At 73.3% G+C, this 17,037-nt stretch carries 12 protein-coding genes and 1 pseudogene; 11 read left to right on the top strand and 2 right to left on the bottom strand.

Annotated elements, in window-relative coordinates; genetic code table 11:
- The 9 genes and pseudogenes from ACFXG1_RS26710 to ACFXG1_RS26750 all read left to right on the top strand — a co-directional run.
- A pseudogene (locus ACFXG1_RS26710) lies at window positions 1–1,438 on the top strand (serine/threonine protein kinase); the annotation flags it as partial.
- 302 nt (window positions 1,439–1,740) lie between these two features.
- A complete protein-coding gene (locus ACFXG1_RS26715; RefSeq protein WP_384744867.1) occupies window positions 1,741–3,771 on the top strand; it encodes a serine/threonine-protein kinase in 2,031 nt (676 codons plus the stop codon).
- 91 nt (window positions 3,772–3,862) lie between these two features.
- Window positions 3,863–5,605 carry a serine/threonine-protein kinase gene (locus ACFXG1_RS26720; protein ID WP_384744869.1) on the top strand — a complete coding sequence of 581 codons (1,743 nt, stop codon included), beginning with the start codon at window positions 3,863–3,865 and terminating at the stop codon, window positions 5,603–5,605.
- A gap of 107 nt (window positions 5,606–5,712) precedes the next feature.
- Window positions 5,713–6,963, top strand: a complete 1,251-nt coding sequence (locus ACFXG1_RS26725; protein WP_384744871.1) for a helix-turn-helix domain-containing protein — start codon at window positions 5,713–5,715, stop codon at window positions 6,961–6,963.
- 275 nt (window positions 6,964–7,238) lie between these two features.
- Window positions 7,239–7,415 carry a hypothetical protein gene (locus ACFXG1_RS26730; protein WP_384719791.1) on the top strand — a complete coding sequence of 59 codons (177 nt, stop codon included), beginning with the start codon at window positions 7,239–7,241 and terminating at the stop codon, window positions 7,413–7,415.
- A 180-nt stretch (window positions 7,416–7,595) separates the two neighbouring features.
- Window positions 7,596–7,904 carry a hypothetical protein gene (locus ACFXG1_RS26735; protein ID WP_384719790.1) on the top strand — a complete coding sequence of 103 codons (309 nt, stop codon included), beginning with the start codon at window positions 7,596–7,598 and terminating at the stop codon, window positions 7,902–7,904.
- The gene (locus ACFXG1_RS26740) at window positions 7,901–8,122 is read left to right on the top strand and encodes a hypothetical protein (RefSeq protein ID WP_384719788.1); all 222 of its coding nucleotides are present in this window, start codon (window positions 7,901–7,903) and stop codon (window positions 8,120–8,122) included. The genes ACFXG1_RS26735 and ACFXG1_RS26740 overlap by 4 nt, the downstream gene beginning before the upstream one ends.
- Window positions 8,123–8,205: 83 nt before the next feature.
- Window positions 8,206–9,822 carry a succinic semialdehyde dehydrogenase gene (locus tag ACFXG1_RS26745; protein WP_384744874.1) on the top strand — a complete coding sequence of 539 codons (1,617 nt, stop codon included), beginning with the start codon at window positions 8,206–8,208 and terminating at the stop codon, window positions 9,820–9,822.
- Window positions 9,823–9,894: 72 nt separating this feature from the next.
- Complete coding sequence (locus ACFXG1_RS26750; RefSeq protein ID WP_384744876.1) at window positions 9,895–11,754, top strand: GMC oxidoreductase; 1,860 nt, start codon at window positions 9,895–9,897, stop codon at window positions 11,752–11,754.
- A 91-nt stretch (window positions 11,755–11,845) separates the two neighbouring features.
- Here ACFXG1_RS26750 and ACFXG1_RS26755 read toward each other — a convergent pair whose 3' ends face one another.
- Complete coding sequence (locus ACFXG1_RS26755; protein ID WP_384720471.1) at window positions 11,846–12,757, bottom strand: LPXTG cell wall anchor domain-containing protein; 912 nt, start codon at window positions 12,755–12,757, stop codon at window positions 11,846–11,848.
- A gap of 914 nt (window positions 12,758–13,671) precedes the next feature.
- Entirely contained in the window at window positions 13,672–13,983 is a 312-nt protein-coding gene (locus ACFXG1_RS26760; protein WP_384744878.1) for a chorismate mutase, read from the bottom strand.
- Between the two features lie 394 nt (window positions 13,984–14,377).
- On the opposite strand from ACFXG1_RS26760, the gene guaA reads away from it, so the two are divergent.
- Both guaA and ACFXG1_RS26770 read left to right on the top strand, forming a co-directional pair.
- Entirely contained in the window at window positions 14,378–15,964 is a 1,587-nt protein-coding gene (guaA, locus tag ACFXG1_RS26765; RefSeq protein WP_384722006.1) for a glutamine-hydrolyzing GMP synthase, read from the top strand.
- Window positions 15,965–16,149: 185 nt separating this feature from the next.
- Complete coding sequence (locus ACFXG1_RS26770; RefSeq protein ID WP_384712904.1) at window positions 16,150–16,965, top strand: class II aldolase/adducin family protein; 816 nt, start codon at window positions 16,150–16,152, stop codon at window positions 16,963–16,965.
- The last annotated feature ends 72 nt before the right edge of the window (window positions 16,966–17,037 follow it).

The following is a 17,037-nucleotide window of genomic DNA, read 5'->3' on the forward strand; positions in this document are numbered from 1 at the left end:
CCGGCGATCCGGTGCTCATGGCCGCCGCCGACGGTCTGGTCGAATCGGGCAGCGCCAGGGCCCGTACCGCGGCGGCGCGGGCCCCGAGGCGCTCCGTGCCGACGCCCGGCGCGACCCCGGGCCCGTGGCACCCGGGACCCCGGGCCCCGGCCGCTGGGACGAGGCCCCGGCCGCCCCCGGTGTGCCCGTCCAACGCGGCCCGGCGACCCCGCTCGCCGCCGAACGGGCCCGGCAGACCAGGATCACCGTCGTCGGCGCCGTCACCGAGCGATGGGCGCCCGAACAGGCCGGCCCCGTCCACGAGAACTGGCAGCTCGCCGCCCCCGTGGGCCCCGCCACCGACCTGTGGGCCCTCGGCGCCCTGCTCTACCGCTCCGTCCAGGGCCACGCCCCCTACCCCGAGGACAGCGCCGCCGAGCTGGTCCAGCTCGTCTGCGCCGAGCCGCCGGCCTTCGCCGAGGAGTGCGGACCGCTGCGCCCCGTCGTGGAGTCCCTGCTCCGCCAGGACCCCACCGAGCGCCCCGACACCGAGGAACTCCGCGGCTGGCTGCGGTCCCTGATCCGGTCCGCCCCCGAGCCCGACGCGGGCCTGGACGTGGTGGCGCTCCCGGCCGCCCCGCCCGACCGGGGCGGCAGCAGGCTGCCCATCCTCCGCCGCCGGGGCGAACTGGTCCGCAGACGCCGTACGTCGGCCGAGGTCGTCCACGGCCGCCACCGCCACAAGAAGCCCAAGGCGGGCAGGGAGCGCGGCCCCCGGGCCCTCGGCCGCGGACTGCTGCTCCTGGTCCTGCTCCTGCTCGGCGGTGCCGTGCTGTACGCGGTGCTGTTCATGCCCAAGGCCGAGGAGTCCGGGGAACGTACCGCGCCGAAGGGCGATCCGCGCCCCACGGCGACGACCGGTACGACCCCCGGGGCCGAGCCGCCGCGATCCTCCGCCTCCCCCGATGGCGGGACCATCGGCACACCGGAGCCGGGTGCCGGGAAACCGGCGCGGGGGTACGAGCTGCGCCAGGACCGCGAGGGCTTCACCGTCGCCGTCGACTCCGGCTGGCAGCGCCGCCCGATGAACGACGCGGGCCAGGTCAGGTACGGGGACGGGGACTTCACCCTGATCGTCGTCCCCGGCCGGGACCGCGCCCGGGACGGTGAGGACCCCCTCGACTACCAGCGCGACCGGGAGCGGGAGCTCGAACCCTTCCGCAACTCGTCCTGGTCGACGTCGAGCGGGCTGCGCCGGATCGAGGTCGGGCAGCGGGTGATGGCGGAGGGGCAGTACACCTGGCAGGACAGCAGCGGTCGCGAGGTCTTCGTCCGCAACCGGGTCGTCGTCATCGGCGGCCGGTACCACGTGATCCAGGTCATCGGCCCCGCCGACCGGCGTGAGAAGGTCTCGGAGGCGTACGACCAGGCCGTCGCCGTCTACCACGGCAGAGGCTGACGGACAATCACGACCAGTTCCGGGCAGGCGGCTTCCCGCCCGCGAGGCGGGTAGAGGCGGGTAGACGCCCGCGAGGAACCGTTCCTTCCCCCGTGTCGTCCCACTCCACGGCCCGGATTCCGGATCCGGACCGCACCGGACCGCGTCGGACCGCGTCGGACGGGCACCTGCCCGGACCGGCCGGGCACCGGCCGGTCCGCGCGACGGGACGGCATGGCAGGCTGTGGGACGGGGTGACGGGGCGACGGGGCCACAACGGGGCGGCCAGGGTACGGAGAACGGGGCGGGGAGACGTCGGGCACGTGGAGAACACGCAGAACGCGGGCGAGGGACTGATACTGGCCGGGCGGTACCGGCTGGGCGACTCCATCGGCAGGGGCGGGATGGGCCGCGTCTGGCGCGCCCACGACGAGTTGCTCCACCGCGTGGTCGCGGTCAAGGAGTTGACCGCCGGGATGTACGCCTCCGAGTCGGACCGGGCCCGGCTCCACGCCCGGACGCAGAAGGAGGCACGGGCCGCGGCCCGGATCACCCATCCCGGGGTGGTCACCGTCCACGACGTCCTGGAGCACGACGCCCGGCCGTGGATCGTGATGCAGTACGTCGAGGGCGGCTCTCTCGCCGACGCGACCAAGGAGTCCGGCGGGCTGACCCCGCTGAAGACCGCCCGGATCGGCCTGAAGGTCCTCGACGCGCTGGGCGCCGCGCACGCCGCCGGGGTGCTCCACCGGGATGTGAAACCGGCCAATGTGCTGCTGGCGCTGGACGGCGGTGTCCTGCTGACCGACTTCGGGATCGCCGTCATCGAGGGCGACTCGACCATCACCCGCACCGGCGAGATCGTCGGCTCGATCGACTATCTGGCACCGGAGCGGGTCAGGGGCGGCGACCCTGGCCCGGCCTGCGACCTGTGGTCCCTGGGTGTGACCCTGTACGCGGCGCTGACCGGCGCGTCACCGTTCCGCCGCACCTCCCCGCTGGGCACCATGCGGGCCGTCGTCGCCGAGGAGCCCGAACCGCTGGAGGGCGCGGGGCCACTGGGTCCGGTGGTGATGGCGTTGCTGGCCAAGGAACCGGAGGCGAGACCGGACGCGGTGGCGGCGGGACGGCTGATCCGGGCGGCGGTCGCCGAGCTGGAGCGGGCGGAGACGGCGGAGACCGCCGGCTTCGGCGGGGCGACCCTCGCCGCGACGGCCGTACTCCCGCCCGGGTCCGGCCCCGGGCCGGGCACCTCCGGCGGAAACGGAAGCGGATCCGTGACGTTCCCGGAAGCCGCGGGTTCCGGGGGCACCGGGGGCCCCACGGGCGTTACCGGCACTTTCGGACCGACCGGCTCCGGGGAGGTGTTCCCGCCCGCCGCGACCGGTTCGCCCGAACTCCTGGGACCGGGACCCGGGCACGCGCCCGTACCGGCGGGTCCCGCGGCGCCGCTGCCCGCGGCCACGGCCGGTATGGCCGACTCCGGCACCTCCGGCACCTCGGCGACGACCCCGTCCGCCGTAGCGGCGGGGCCGGAATCCGAGCCCCCGTCCGGCCGTTCCCGCCGCAGGCGGAACGCGAAGGGCGCGAAGGGCGCGACCGGAGCCACCGGCCCCCGCAAGCGCGGACGGATGCGTCTCGTCGCCGCCGTGGTCGCGCTCTCGGCGGTCGTCGGCGGCACCGCCGGTTTCGTCGCCATGCGGTACGCGGGCGACGGTGACGGCGGCGGTGACGGCGCGGGAGCCCGTAAGCCCACCACCACCGTCGGCGCCGACGCCGATCCGGGCGCATCGGCCCCCGCGGCCGCCACCCCCGGGATCCGTAAGCCCGCCGCCAACGGCACCGGCGGCGGCGGTGAGCGCTCCGACGACCCCGCCCAGGGGGAGGCGAAGGTCCCGCCCGGCTGGAAGCGGGTGAAGGACCCCCTCGGCTTCTCCCTCGTGATGCCCGAGAAGTGGCAGCGGATATCGGCCAAGGGCGGCCAGGTGGACTACTCGCCCGACGGCGGCCGTCATCTGCTCCGCATCAACGCCGTCAAGAACTCGGAGTTCAGCGATCCGTACCAGCACGCGCTCGTCCTGGAGGACGATCTCGAGGTGCGGCTGCCGGACTACGAGCAGGTGGGTCTGGAGAAGGGTGACTTCCGGGGCCGCGGGAAGGCCGCCCTGTGGGAGTTCCGGTGGACCGAGCGGACGGGCTTCCCGGGGCCCAGATACGCGGTCAACCAGCTGTATCTGGACAGCGCCGGTACGGAGTACGCGCTGTATCTGAGCGGCCCCGAAGCGACGTGGAGCGCCACCCGAGCCGACTTCGAGAAGATGCGCGACGGCTGGCGCGGCCCCGGCGAGAACTGACCCCGGGGGCGCACTCCGGCAACGTCACGGCTCCGCATCCGCTGGGGGCGGGCGGTGGCATTCGGCCATCCGAGCCACGGAGGATATGGGCATGACGAACGACGGACGACGGGCGGCCGAGCCCACGAGCTATGACCTCAGGCCCCCGGACGCCCCCGGAGCGCCGGTTCCGGACGGGGTTCCGGTCCCGGCGCAAGGGCAGCCGCCCGTACGTTCCGACGCTCCGGCCCCGCCCCGGGGCGCGAGCGCCGCCGACCATCCGGCCTCCGGGCGGCTCGTCGGCGGCCGTTACCGCCTGGTCGCCCGGATCGGCCACGGCGGTATGGGCACCGTCTGGCGGGCCCATGACGAGACCGTGGACCGCCAGGTCGCAGTCAAGGAGCCCCGCGTCCCCGAATCCCTCGGCGCGGCCGAGCGCGAGAAGGTCCATCAGCGGATGCGGCGCGAGGCACGCGCCGCCGCCAGGATCGACCACCCCGCCGTGGTCACCGTCCACGACGTCGTCGTCGAGGACGGCAGGCCGTGGCTGGTGATGGAGTGGGTACGCGGCCAGTCGCTCGCCGCCCGGCTGGCGGACGGGACCCTCGACGTCCGCGAGGCCGCCCGGATCGGCCTCGCCGTCCTCGGCGCGCTGGACGCCGCCCATGGAGCCGGGGTGCTCCACCGGGACGTCAAACCCGACAACGTCCTGCTCGGCGGGGGCGAGGGCCCGGCCGGGGACGAGCGGGTGGTCCTCACCGACTTCGGTATCGCCCGTGTCGACGGCGAGCAGGGGCTGACCGAGACGGGGGCGTTCGTCGGCTCGCCCGAGTACGTCGCCCCGGAACGCGTCCTGGGGCAGCGCCCCGGACCCGCGTCCGATCTGTGGTCCCTCGGGGTGATGCTGTACACGGTGGTCGAGGGCGTGTCCCCGTTCCGGCGCGCCAACGCCCCCGCGACCCTCCAGGCGGTGCTCTCCGCCGAACCCCAAGCCCTGTCGCACGGCCCCGGCGCCTTCGGCGACCTCGTCACACGCCTGCTCCGCAAGGACCCGGCGCTGCGCCCCGGCGCGTCGGAGATCCGCCGCGCTCTGGAGTCCCTGACCCGCCCGCCCGCGTACGACCCCACCCTCCGCCTCGGCGGCCACCACCCCCACCCCGCACCTCCCGTCACCGTCCCGGCCGCCCCCGCCCCCGCCGCCGGTGCGGGCGGCCGATGGGTGCCGCCCGCCCTCCGGGGCAACAAGAAGGCCGGATACGGCCTGACGGCGGCAGCGCTGGCACTCGCGGCGGCGGTGACCCTGGTCGTCGTGAACCCCTTCGGCGGCGGCGACGACGGCGGCCTCCCCGCCGGCTGGGAGGTCCGCAACGACCGCGAGGTGCTCGCGGCCTCGGTCGCCGTCCCCTCCGACTACCGCCGCGTCCAGGACGTGTCCGACGCCGAGGTCACGTACTACGACCCCAGCGGGGTCTTCCAGGTGAGCCTGGAGAAGATCGAGACGGCCGAGACCAAGGACGAACGCGTCCCGGAGGCCGAGGCGTGGCGCGAGTTCTACGAACGCGGCGGCAAGGACGGCCGTGACATGAAGGACCAGGAGGTCGTGGTGGAGGTCTCCAGCCACCAGAACACGGCGGCCTTCGACTCGACCGTCACCTTCCTCCCGTACTACTCGTCGGGCCCGGACGAGAAGCAGATACGCCAACGCTGGCGCGAACGCGTCGTCACCACGGGCTCCGCCGGCTCCGAGGTCTACTGGTGGCTCCGCGTCTCCGGCCCGGCCGAGGGCTGGGCGGCGGCGGAGGGCGACCGCCTCTTCGACGGGATCGTGGAGAACCTGCGTATCGAGGGGCTGTAGTCGGTCCGCTCATTTCGGATTCGGTGTCCGGCAACGCCTGCGTCGGGGCGAACCTCTGCCTACCCTGGCGGTGTTGAGCCGTCGCTGCTCGGAGGAGAGGCATGGTCATGTCGTCTCGTGCTGTTCCGGACCCGTACGCCGATCCGCTGGCCTTCGGCCAGCGCCTCCAGATCCTCCGGACCCGCAAGGGGCTGACCCGCGACCAGCTCGGCGGGCTGATGGGCCGTACCGGCTCATGGGTGAAGGCCCTGGAGACGGGGCGGCTGAAGACGCCGAAGCTGGATGTCGTGCTGCGGCTCGCGGAGATACTGCGGCTGCGGGACCTCTCCGAACTCACCGGGGACCAGTCGGTGCGCGTGGAACTGTTCGCCGGACCGGGGCATCCGAGACTGGGCGCGGTACGGGCGGCGGTGGACGCGCCGGCCCTGGGCGGGGACCGGGAGGCGCCCCCGGCGGCGCATCTGGCGGCCCGCCTCGCGCGGGCGTGGGCGGCCCGTCACTCCTCCCCGCACCACCGTGATGTCGTGGGCGCGCTGCTGCCGGAGCTGATCGGCGACGCGCGGGCGGCGGTACGACAGGCGGACTCGCCCGCTGAACGGCGCGCCGCGCAAGCCGTGATGTCCGAGGTGTACTCGCTCTCCCAGTTCTTCATCGCCTACCAGCCGGATCCGGCTTTGTTGTGGCGGGTCGCCGATCGGGGCCTGGTCGCCGCCCAGGATTCCGAGGACCCCCATATGGTCGGCGTGGCCGCCTGGCTCAGCGCCCAGGCCCACCGCGACGAGGGCGCGGCCCACTTCGACGCGGCCGACGCCGTCACGACCGCCGCGCTCCGCCATCTGGAGCCGATGCTCCCCGACGCCGGTGACGACGTCCTCGCCATCACCGGGGCGCTGACCTTCGAGGCCGGGTACACGGCGGCCAGGCGCGGGGACACCGGTACAGCCTGGCGGCACTGGGACCGGGCCGACGCCATGGCCCGGCGGCTGCCCGAGACCTACTTCCACCCGGTCACCAGCTTCTCCCGCGCGATCATGGGTGCCCACGCGGTCACCGTCGCCGTCGAACTGCGCCGGGCCGGAGAGGCGGTCCGCCAGGCGGCGGCCTCCGACGCCACCCGTATCCCCTCCCGCCCGCGCCGCGCCCGCCACCGCATCGAGGAGGCACGCGCCCACCGCCTCGACGGCCGCCCGGACGACGCCCTGGCGACCCTCTCCCACGCCCACGAGGCCGCGCCCGAGACCATCGCCTACAACGGCTTCGCCAAGGCGATCGTCCTCGAAGAGACCGAGAGCAAGAGCCCGCACCGCCGCCGCAGGGCCGCCGAACTCGCCGTGAAGATCGGCCTGCTGGCCGCCTGACGGACAAGGGGGCACAAACTGTGCCCTTGCCGCCCGTGTTCTCCCCTCACGCTGAATCCGTACCGGATTCGGCGTGAGGCTGGGGATGAGATGACCGAAGACCAAAGGCGTCCGCGACAGTGCGATCTGTGCGGGGAGCCGGGCGCGGACGCGTGCATCCGCATGGTGTCGGGGTGGCCCGGCCAGCGGCAGCGGCCGGTGTTCGGGCACGCCGACTGTGCCAGGGACCGGGGGATCATTCCCCTCTACCGGCTCGTGATCGCCGGGGGCGCCCGATGACCGACACCCCCGCGCCTGTGCCCAGCCCCATGCCCGAGTACTGCGTGTACTGCGGGCGGCTCGTGGAGCGGACCGAGGAGAACCTGTTGATGCTCGGGTTCTCCGCCTCTGGCGCGCGGCCGTCGTTGTACGCGCATCCGGAGTGTCCGCAGCCGCGCAGGGTCCGGCGCTGACCAGGCTCCCGTGTGCGGTGGCCCCACGCCCCGTGCACGGGTGATCGGTCCCGGCCCCGTAAACCACCCCCCGGCGCGGGGCCGGGACCACCCACACCTGAAACCAAGACGCCCCGAGGAACCGTTCGCAGCGGGTCCGTCGGGGCTCGACTCAACAGCCTGTAGGAGCTGATTCGTCGTATGAACGACTTTATCGCCGACCTCGTCACCCGGTTACGGACTTTCCTCAAACTGCCGCGTCGCCGAACCACCGTCATCGTCGTCATCACCCCGCCGCCCCGGGTCGACCCGTGGACCCGCCCCTGGACCAGCCCCTCCCAGGACGAGGCCCGGGAGATCCTGCGGCAGCGGGCCACCGCCACCACCACCGGGACCGCCGCACCTCCCGGGGCACGCAGGCTGATCATCACGCGGAACGGGCTCCGGTTCGAGCAGCCGGTCGCCGTACGCGCATCGCGTCCGGGGCCGGCGTGGACGTGGATTCGGTGACCCGCGACGGGCTCCTTGCCAGGCCCCCGCAGCCCAACACGGCCGAGTGCACCGTCTGCGGGCGGGTCACCACCGTGCCCGTCGAGGTCCGTCCCGGACGGCATACCTGCCCCGAGCACATCGTCGACGCCCTCACCTCGGTGCTGGATCAGTCCGCCGACCGGGACCGGGGGCACATGGTCCCTCGCCAAGGTGAGGCCGATGCCGACCCGGCGTAGGCCGATCCGGTCGGGGCGTGGGTCCCGCCAAAGGTGTTACCGGTTGGTACCCAAAGGGTCGGCGGAGGAATACCGTGGGTCCCATGACGGACGCGAAGGCCCCCGCCGCCCCCCTTGGTACCAACCCCCGAGCCGCCGCGCCGAGCGGTGCCCGTACCGCGGCGGACGTGGTGACACCCGAGGTGGTCGCTCAGCTGACCCGTGGCGTCGTCGGCTCGGGGCGGACGGCCAACCACACCCCCTTCACCGGTGAGAAGCTGGCCGATCTGCCGGAGTCCACGCCGGACGACGTGGCCGAGGCGTTCCGCCGGGCGCGGGCCGCCCAGCCGCTGTGGGCCGCCGTCCCGGTCCGGCGGCGGGCCGCCGTCCTGCTCCGCTTCCACGATCTGGTGCTGGAGCGGCAGGCCGAGGTCCTCGATCTGATCCAGCTGGAGACCGGCAAGGCCCGGCTCCACGCCCATGAGGAGATCCAGGCCGTCGCGGTCGCCGCCCGGCACTACGGGCGCCGGGCCCCCGCCTATCTGCGGCCCCGGCGGCACACCGGGGTCGTACCCGTACTGACCAAGACCACCGAGCTGCGGCAGCCGCGCGGTGTCGTCGGCCAGATCGCGCCGTGGAACTATCCGCTGGAGCTGTCCGTCGGGGACGCGCTGCCCGCGTTCGTCGCCGGGAACGCGGTGGTGATGAAGCCGGACACGGAGACCGCCCTCACCGCCCTGTGGGCCCGCGATCTCCTGATCGAGGCCGGGCTGCCCGCCGAGGTCTTCCAGGTCGTCCTCGGTGAGGGACCGGTCGTCGGGCCCGAGGTCGTCCGGCACGCCGACTACGTCTCCTTCACCGGCTCCACCCGGACCGGCCGCGAGGTCGCCAGGGGCGCGGCGGACCGGCTGGTCGGCGTCTCCCTCGAACTCGGCGGCAAGAACGCCATGCTCGTCCTGGCCGACGCCGATATCGAGAAGGCCGCGGCGGGCGCCGTCCGCGCCTGCTTCTCCTCGGCCGGGCAGCTCTGTATCTCCATCGAGCGGCTGTACGTCCACGAGTCCGTCGCCGACGCCTTCGTCCAGCGGTTCGTCGCCCGGACGAAGGCGATGCGGCTCGGCAACTCCCTCGCGTACGGCGCCGAAATGGGCTCCCTCGTCGGCGAGCGCCAGCTGGAGACCGTGGTCCGCCATGTCGACGAAGCCGTCGCCAAGGGCGCCTCCGTCCTCGCGGGCGGTACCGCCCGGCCCGATATCGGCCCGCTGTTCTACGAGCCGACGATCCTGGAGGGCGTCGAGGAGCCGATGGCCGTCTGCGGTGAGGAGACCTTCGGACCGGTGGTCGCCGTCTACCGGTTCACCGACGAGGACGAGGTCGTCGAGCGCGCCAACGCCACCCCGTACGGCCTCAACGCCAGTGTCTGGACCCGGGACGGCCGGCGGGGGCACGCCGTCGCGGCCCGGCTGCGGACCGGCACGGTCAATATCAACGAGGGGTACGCCCCCGCCTACGGCAGCGTGCAGTCCCCGATGGGCGGCATGAAGGATTCCGGTCTGGGGCGGCGGCACGGCTCCGAGGGCATCCTCAAGTACACGGAGGCCCAGACCGTGTCGCAGCAGCGGGTGATGCCGATGGGGCCGGCGTTCGGGATGGACGACGAGAAGTACGCGGCCCTGATGAACCGGTCGCTCCGGCTGATGAAGGTGTTCCGCCTGCGCTGACGGTGACGGGCGGTCGTCGTGTTCTGCGCTTGTCGTGTTTCGAGGTCGCGTCGTTTCGTACGGAGGAGAGCCATGGCCGCGGTACCGCCCGACGCGTACGACTACGACTACGACGTGATCGTCATCGGCTCCGGCTTCGGCGGCGCCGTCTCCGCGCTCCGGCTCACCGAGAAGGGCTACCGCGTCGGCGTCCTCGAAGCCGGGCGCCGCTTCACCCGCGAGACCCTCCCCCGGAACTCCTGGGATCTGCGGAACTTCCTGTGGGCTCCGGCGCTCGGTCTCTACGGCATCCAGCGCGTCCATCTCCTCGGCAAGGTGATGGTGCTGGCGGGCGCCGGGGTCGGCGGCGGATCCCTCAACTACGCCAACACCCTCTACATCCCGCCCCCGGCGTTCTTCCGCGACCCCCAGTGGAAGGACATCACCGACTGGGAGCACGAACTCGGTCCCTACTACGACCAGGCGCGGCGCATGCTCGGCGTCCGGCTGAACGCCACCACCACGGCCGCCGACGTCCATCTGAAGGCCACCGCCGACGCGATGGGCATCGGCGACACCTTCCATATGGCGCCGGTCGGGGTCTTCTTCGGCGACGGCGAGGACGGCAGCGACCAGGGCCGCGGGGTGCGCGCCGCCCCGGGCGGCGAGACCCCCGACCCGTACTTCGGCGGTACGGGACCGGCCCGCCGCGCCTGCGTCCAGTGCGGCGAGTGCATGACCGGCTGCCGCCACGGCGCCAAGAACACCCTCAACGAGAACTACCTCCATCTCGCCGAGCGCGCCGGGGCCGTGATCCACCCCATGACCACCGTCCGCACCCTCACCGACGACGGCCGCGGCGGTTACGCCGTCGGCACCCTCCCCACCGACCGGCCCAGAAGGGGCCGGTCGCGGGTCTTCCGGGCCCGGCGGGTCGTGGTCGCCGCCGGCACGTACGGCACCCAGACCCTGCTGCACCGGATGCGGGACACGGGCGCGCTGCCGCGCGTCTCGGGGCGGCTGGGCGAACTGACCCGTACCAACTCCGAAGCCGTGGTGGGGGCGCAGACCGACGACCGGCGCTACCGCGCGCGCCACGGAGCGCCCCGGGTGGACTTCACCCGGGGGGTCGCCATCACCTCGTCCGCCCACCCCGACGAGCACACCCATATCCAGCCGGTGCGCTACGGACGCGGCTCCAACGCCATGGGGCTGCTGACGACCCTCCAGGTGCCGTACCGCTCGGGCCCGGGACGCCGCGGGTTCGGGCGCGGCCGGGTCGCGGGCTGGCTGGCCGGGATGGCCGGCCGCCCGGTGACGGCGCTGCGCTCCCTCTCGTACCACCGCTGGTCCGAGAAGACGCTGATCTGGCTGGTGATGCAGTCCGTCGACAACTCCCTCACCGCCCGGCTGCGGCGATCGGGCCCGGGAAAGGGCCTGCTGACCGCCCGGCAGGGGCACAGCGCGCCGAATCCGACGCAGATCGCGGAGGCCACCCGGGCGGCGAGCGTCCTGGCCGAGGAGATCAACGGCTTCGCGGGTTCGAACGTCGGCGAGCTGATGGGCACCCCGCTGACCGCGCATTTCCTGGGCGGCTGTCCGATCGGCGCGGACGCGGCGTCGGGTGTGCTCGATCCGTACCACCGGCTGTACGGACACCCCGGTATCTCGGTCGTGGACGGCGCGGCCGTCACCGCCAACCCGGGGGTGAACCCGTCGCTGACGATCACCGCGCAGGCGGAGCGGGCGATGTCGCTCTGGCCGAACCGGGGCGAGGACGATCCGCGCCCGGCGCAGGGCGAACCGTACGTCCGGCAGGCGCCGGTCGCCCCGAAGTCGCCGGTGGTGCCGGAGGGCGCGTTCGGCGCGCTGCGGCTGCCGTTCCTGGGGATGCCGGCCGTACCGCCGAGGCGGTCACCGGAGGATTCCGGTACCTCCCGCCGGTCGACTTAAAAGAAGTCGGCGGTACGCGACGGGGCCGCTGCACCCCCCTCCGAGTGCAGCGGCCCCGCCGGGTCGAAAGGCCCGAGTACCGGGCCCGGGGTCAGGCCGTGGCGCCGTTCCGGCGGCGCTTCAGCGCGAAGACGACACCGGCACCGGCGACGATCGCGATACCGCCCGCGATTCCGATGACCGGGAGCGCGTCGGAGGAACCGGTCGCGGCGAGGTCGCCGCTCACCGGGAGCTCCTTGCGCTCGCCCTGCGGCGCGGTCCCCTTGCCGGAGCCGTCGGAGGTGTTCGGCTTGCCCTTGCCCGGCTTGCCCTCGGACTCCTTGTCGTCCGGCTTGCCGCCCGCGGGGAGGATCTCGAACTCGTAGTCGAGGGGCTCGCCGAAGTCGCAGGTGCCGTTCTCGTTGAAGATCACGGCGATCGTCATCAGGAATCCGGTGGCCGCCGGGGCCTTGGCGTCGGCCTTCATCCGCAGTTCGACCTCGGCGAACTCACCGGCGCCGAGACCGTCGACGTCACCGAGGTAGCCCTCGGCGAAGTCGAACTTCTCCCAGACGCCGTCGTGCTTCGCCTCGATGGTGACGTGCCGCATCACGTCGTCGTCGCCGTTCTCGCCCGACGCGTCGGCGTCGAGGATCGCCGTCACGGACTTCAGGTCCTTGCCGGACTCGTTGGCGACGCGGTACGTGAAGGTCTTCCAGCCGCCGCCCGCGACGATCTGCGTGGGCGCACCGCGCAGCGACGCCTTCAGGTCCTTGATGTCGACGCCCTCGGAGCACTCGTTCGGGTCGGGCGCCTCCTCGCCGGTGCCGCCCTCGGTGCCGCCCTCCTTGCCGGGCTCGACCTGGTCCGCCGGGCCGGTCCCCGCCGGACCCGAGGTGTCCGTACCGGCGGAGGTCGCGGGGTCGGTGACGCCGGTGGCGAAGGCGGCCGGGGCGGACAGCAGGGCCAGGGGAGCCAGGACGGCGGACGCGGCGGCGAGGGCCGCGGCACGGCGGAGCTTCATGGAACCTCAGTGCTCGGAGGGGCGGGACACCGCGGGATCGCGGCAATCGATCAGGGCGACCGACTTGGCGACCGACGTGGCCACCGATGGCATCCATACGGAAACGGATGTGGCCACAGGTACGCGATGTTTGACCCGGGACTCCGCGAGAGGGTTGTAGAAAATCTGACAAGAAATTTATGTGGCATGAATCACCGATATCGCCGACATCGTGCCTACCGGAATGATCGCGATATGCGGGCCGTACGACATGGGGGGTGGTACGGGAGGCGTACGGGAGGCGTACGGGGAAAAGACAAGGGCCCCGCGAGGCGCGCGCCGCGGGGCCCTTGGGCGGCACCGACGTCAGGGCTGCGTCGGTGCCGGAGTGCGGCGCCGGGGGGTGCGCCGCGGAGGGGAGTTCGATGGCCGGTGCCGCCGGGCGGCACCGCGTGTGGGCGGATGCGGGCGCGTCCGGCGCTCCGGTGATGGAGGTGATGGCGGTGATGAGGGGTGGAGCGCCGGTGCACCGGCGTCCGTGGGGCATCGGGGGCATCGTGGTGGAACGGCCGCGGCGTACGCAACCGTCCCGAAGGGATCGCGGCCGGTTCCGGGCGTCCCCGGAACCGGCCGCCGGGGTGACCGGGCTGCTGTCCCCTGCCGACCGGTCACGCGCGCTGGCGCGAGGTCCCACGACGTACCTGCGTACGTCACACGCTCCAGCTGAGCCACGCGTGGTTTCCTGCGGGGCCGGGCCTGGCTGGCTCGGACATCGGGACCAACGAAGCCCCGTCGCCCGCGGTCACGCGCCGTACGGGTGAGACGGCACCCGAACTCAGTTGCGGCCGTCGCCCCCGTACGATCCCCGCCGCGGCCCGGTCCCCGGCCGGGCGGACCGGGGACCGCGGGCGGGCGGCCCGGCGCCGGGGCCGGGGTCAGACACGGCCCCGGCACAGCTCCAGAACCGTCATCGCGAGCGTCGTGCCCGGCTTGCCGAGCGCGTCCCGGAAGTGGCTGAGGACCTCCATCTCGCGGGAGAGGCTGACCCGGCGCCCGCCGGAGGCGATCCGCGCGTCCTGGATGACGGCGGAGATCGCCATACGTTCCTGGACGAGGCCGATGATCCGGTCGTCGAGCGCGTCGATCCGCTCCCGGGCGCCGGTGATCAGCTCGACGGCCTCGGGGGTACGGGCGCCGGTCGCCTCGGCGGCGGCAGGGGTGGCGGTGGCGGTGGCGGTGGTGGACACGGGGGCTCCTCGGGGTTCGGGTTCGGGGCGCCCGGTCCGGTACGGCTCCGGAAACGGCACAGCGCCCCGGACCTGTACCCGGTCCGGGGCGCTGTGGCGAAGTGCTTGTCAGTAGCTCAAGCAGCACGACCATGGCAGCCGGACGGGCCGGTGCCATAGGTAAAGACGAAGGTCGAGTGCTGACGCATGCCGACAGTATGGGCCCGGCCCCCGGCCCGCGCCAAAGCGGGGCCCGGATCGTGAGACGGGGCCCTCCGCCCGCGCGGAACCCCGGTGAAACCCCAGAGGGGAACTGTGGGCGGTCCCCCACCCTCCGTGTCCGGCCCGGAGGCCCGTCCGCCCCCAGTAGAATCGAGTACACCGACCCCCGCCAGCCCCCGCCGGAAGGCCGCCAGTGTCCTCAGCGTCGCCCGCCGCCGCGCCCGATGTCGTACTCGTCGTCGACTTCGGCGCCCAGTACGCCCAGCTCATCGCCCGCCGCGTCCGTGAGGCCCGGGTCTACTCCGAGATCGTCCCGTCCACCATGCCGGTGGCCGAGATGCTGGCGAAGAACCCCAAGGCGATCATCCTCTCCGGTGGTCCCTCCTCCGTGTACGCGGAGAGCGCGCCCCGCCTCGACCGCGCCATCTTCGAGGCCGGGGTCCCCGTCTTCGGTATGTGCTACGGCTTCCAGCTGATGGCCACGACCCTCGGCGGCACCGTCGACAACACGGGCGCCCGCGAGTACGGCCGGACGCCGCTCGCGGTCTCCAAGCCCGGCTCGACCCTCTTCGAGGGCACCCCCGCCGAGCAGCCGGTGTGGATGTCGCACGGCGACGCCTGCTCCGCCGCGCCCGAGGGCTTCACCGTCACCGCGTCCACCGACGTCGTACCGGTCGCCGCCTTCGAGAACGACGAGAAGAAGCTGTACGGCGTGCAGTACCACCCCGAGGTGATGCACTCCACCCACGGCCAGCAGGTGCTGGAGCACTTCCTCTACCGGGGCGCGGGCATCGAGCCCACCTGGACCACCGGCAATGTGATCGACGAGCAGGTCGCCGCCGTCCGGGAGCAGGTCGGCACCAAGCGCGCCATCTGCGGGCTCTCCGGCGGCGTGGACTCCGCCGTGGCCGCCGCCCTGGTGCAGAAGGCCATCGGCAACCAGCTGACCTGCGTCTACGTCGACCACGGCCTGATGCGCAAGGGTGAGACCGAGCAGGTCGAGAAGGACTTCGTGGCCGCCACCGGCGTCCAGCTGAAGGTCGTCGACGCCCAGGACCGGTTCCTGAACGCGCTCGCCGGGGTCAGCGACCCCGAGGAGAAGCGGAAGATCATCGGCCGGGAGTTCATCCGGGTGTTCGAGCAGGCCCAGGCCGAGATCGTGGCCGAGGGCGCCGCCGACGGCGAGGAAGTCGCCTTCCTGGTCCAGGGCACCCTCTACCCCGACGTCGTCGAGTCCGGCGGCGGTACGGGCACGGCCAACATCAAGTCCCACCACAACGTCGGCGGACTCCCGGAGGACCTGGAGTTCCAGCTGATCGAGCCGCTGCGGCAGCTCTTCAAGGACGAGGTCCGGATGGTCGGCCAGGAGCTGGGCCTGCCGGAGGAGATCGTCCAGCGCCAGCCCTTCCCCGGCCCCGGCCTCGGGATCCGGATCGTCGGCGAGGTCACCCGCGACCGGCTCGACCTGCTGCGCGAGGCGGACGCCATCGCCCGCGAGGAGCTGACCGCCGCCGGGCTCGACCGGGAGATCTGGCAGTGCCCGGTGGTCCTCCTCGCCGATGTCCGCAGCGTCGGAGTCCAGGGCGACGGCCGGACCTACGGCCACCCGATCGTGCTGCGCCCGGTCTCCTCCGAGGACGCGATGACCGCGGACTGGACCCGGATGCCGTACGACGTGCTGGCCCGGATCTCGACCCGGATCACCAACGAGGTCGCCGACGTCAACCGGGTGGTGCTGGACGTGACCAGCAAGCCCCCGGGGACCATCGAGTGGGAGTGACCCCCACGGGGTGATCCCCACGGGGTGACTTCCTCCCTATGCCCAGCGCGCCCCTCGCGGACCCTTCCGCGCGGGGCGCGCGGCTTTTCCACCGGGCTTCTTCCGGGCTTCTTCCACCGGCGCGGCTTTTCCACAGGTCGGGCACGGCTCTGGTCACCTCCGGTGCCGCGCGCTACCGTCCGCGCATGACGCAGCAGACGCCCGCGCCCGTCCCGCCCGACGCGCTGCGCTTCGAACTGCCGCCCGTCCACGAGAGCCCCGTCGCCGAGCGGGCCCACCGCAAGGAGCGCCTCGCCGGGGCGCTGCGGATTCTCGGCCGGTTCGGATACGAGGACGGGGTCTCCGGCCACATCACGGCCCGCGACCCCGAGCTGGCCGACTGCTTCTGGGTCAATCCGTTCGGGGTGCCGTTCGCCCTGGTCACCGCCGCCGATCTGCTGCTGGTCAATGCCCGGGGCCAGGTCGTCGAAGGGGGCCTGCGGGTCAACCAGGCGGCCTTCGCCGTCCATGCCCGGGTCCATCTGGCCCGCCCCGATGTCGTCTCCGTCGTCCATACCCACACAGTGCACGGCCGGGCCCTGGCCGCACTCGGCGAGCTGATCGAACCCGTCACCCAGGAGGCGTGCGCCTTCTACGAGGACCACGCCCTGGTCGACGCGTACACCGGGGTTGCCGTCGACGAGGGCGAGGGGAGCCGGATCGCCGCCGCCCTCGGCCCGTACAAGGCACTCGTCCTGCGCAACCACGGACTGCTGACCGTCGGCGGCTCGGTGGACGCGGCCGCCTGGTGGTTCCTGTCCATGGAGCGCTGCGCCCAGGTCCAGCTCACCGCGCGGGCCGCGGGCAAGCCCGTCCGGATCGGGCACCGGGCCGCGGTCGCCACCCGGGAGCAGCTGGGCACCGATCTCGCGGCCTGGATCAGCTTCCAGCCGCTGTGGCGGGCGCTCGCCGCCGGACCCGGGGCCGGACTTCCCGGAGCGGGCCCGGGCCCGGCACCGTAGACCGGGGAAGGGAGCCGGGGAGAGCCGGGGGGAGCCACCGGGGAAAAGGGGCAGTACTCCGGTGAGCCGTCC

Origin of the sequence: Streptomyces sp. NPDC059248 (assembly GCF_042753905.1) — a bacterium.
GTDB lineage: Bacteria > Actinomycetota > Actinomycetes > Streptomycetales > Streptomycetaceae > Streptomyces.

Coding starts and splice junctions, on each gene's coding strand:
- ACFXG1_RS26720 (WP_384744869.1), top strand. CDS start 3,863: ATGACGAACGACGGACGACGGGCGGCCGAGCCCACGAGCTATGACCTC.
- ACFXG1_RS26725 (WP_384744871.1), top strand. CDS start 5,713: ATGTCGTCTCGTGCTGTTCCGGACCCGTACGCCGATCCGCTGGCCTTC.
- ACFXG1_RS26730 (WP_384719791.1), top strand. CDS start 7,239: ATGACCGACACCCCCGCGCCTGTGCCCAGCCCCATGCCCGAGTACTGC.
- ACFXG1_RS26735 (WP_384719790.1), top strand. CDS start 7,596: ATGAACGACTTTATCGCCGACCTCGTCACCCGGTTACGGACTTTCCTC.
- ACFXG1_RS26745 (WP_384744874.1), top strand. CDS start 8,206: ATGACGGACGCGAAGGCCCCCGCCGCCCCCCTTGGTACCAACCCCCGA.
- ACFXG1_RS26750 (WP_384744876.1), top strand. CDS start 9,895: ATGGCCGCGGTACCGCCCGACGCGTACGACTACGACTACGACGTGATC.
- ACFXG1_RS26755 (WP_384720471.1), bottom strand. CDS start 12,757: ATGAAGCTCCGCCGTGCCGCGGCCCTCGCCGCCGCGTCCGCCGTCCTG.
- ACFXG1_RS26770 (WP_384712904.1), top strand. CDS start 16,150: ATGACGCAGCAGACGCCCGCGCCCGTCCCGCCCGACGCGCTGCGCTTC.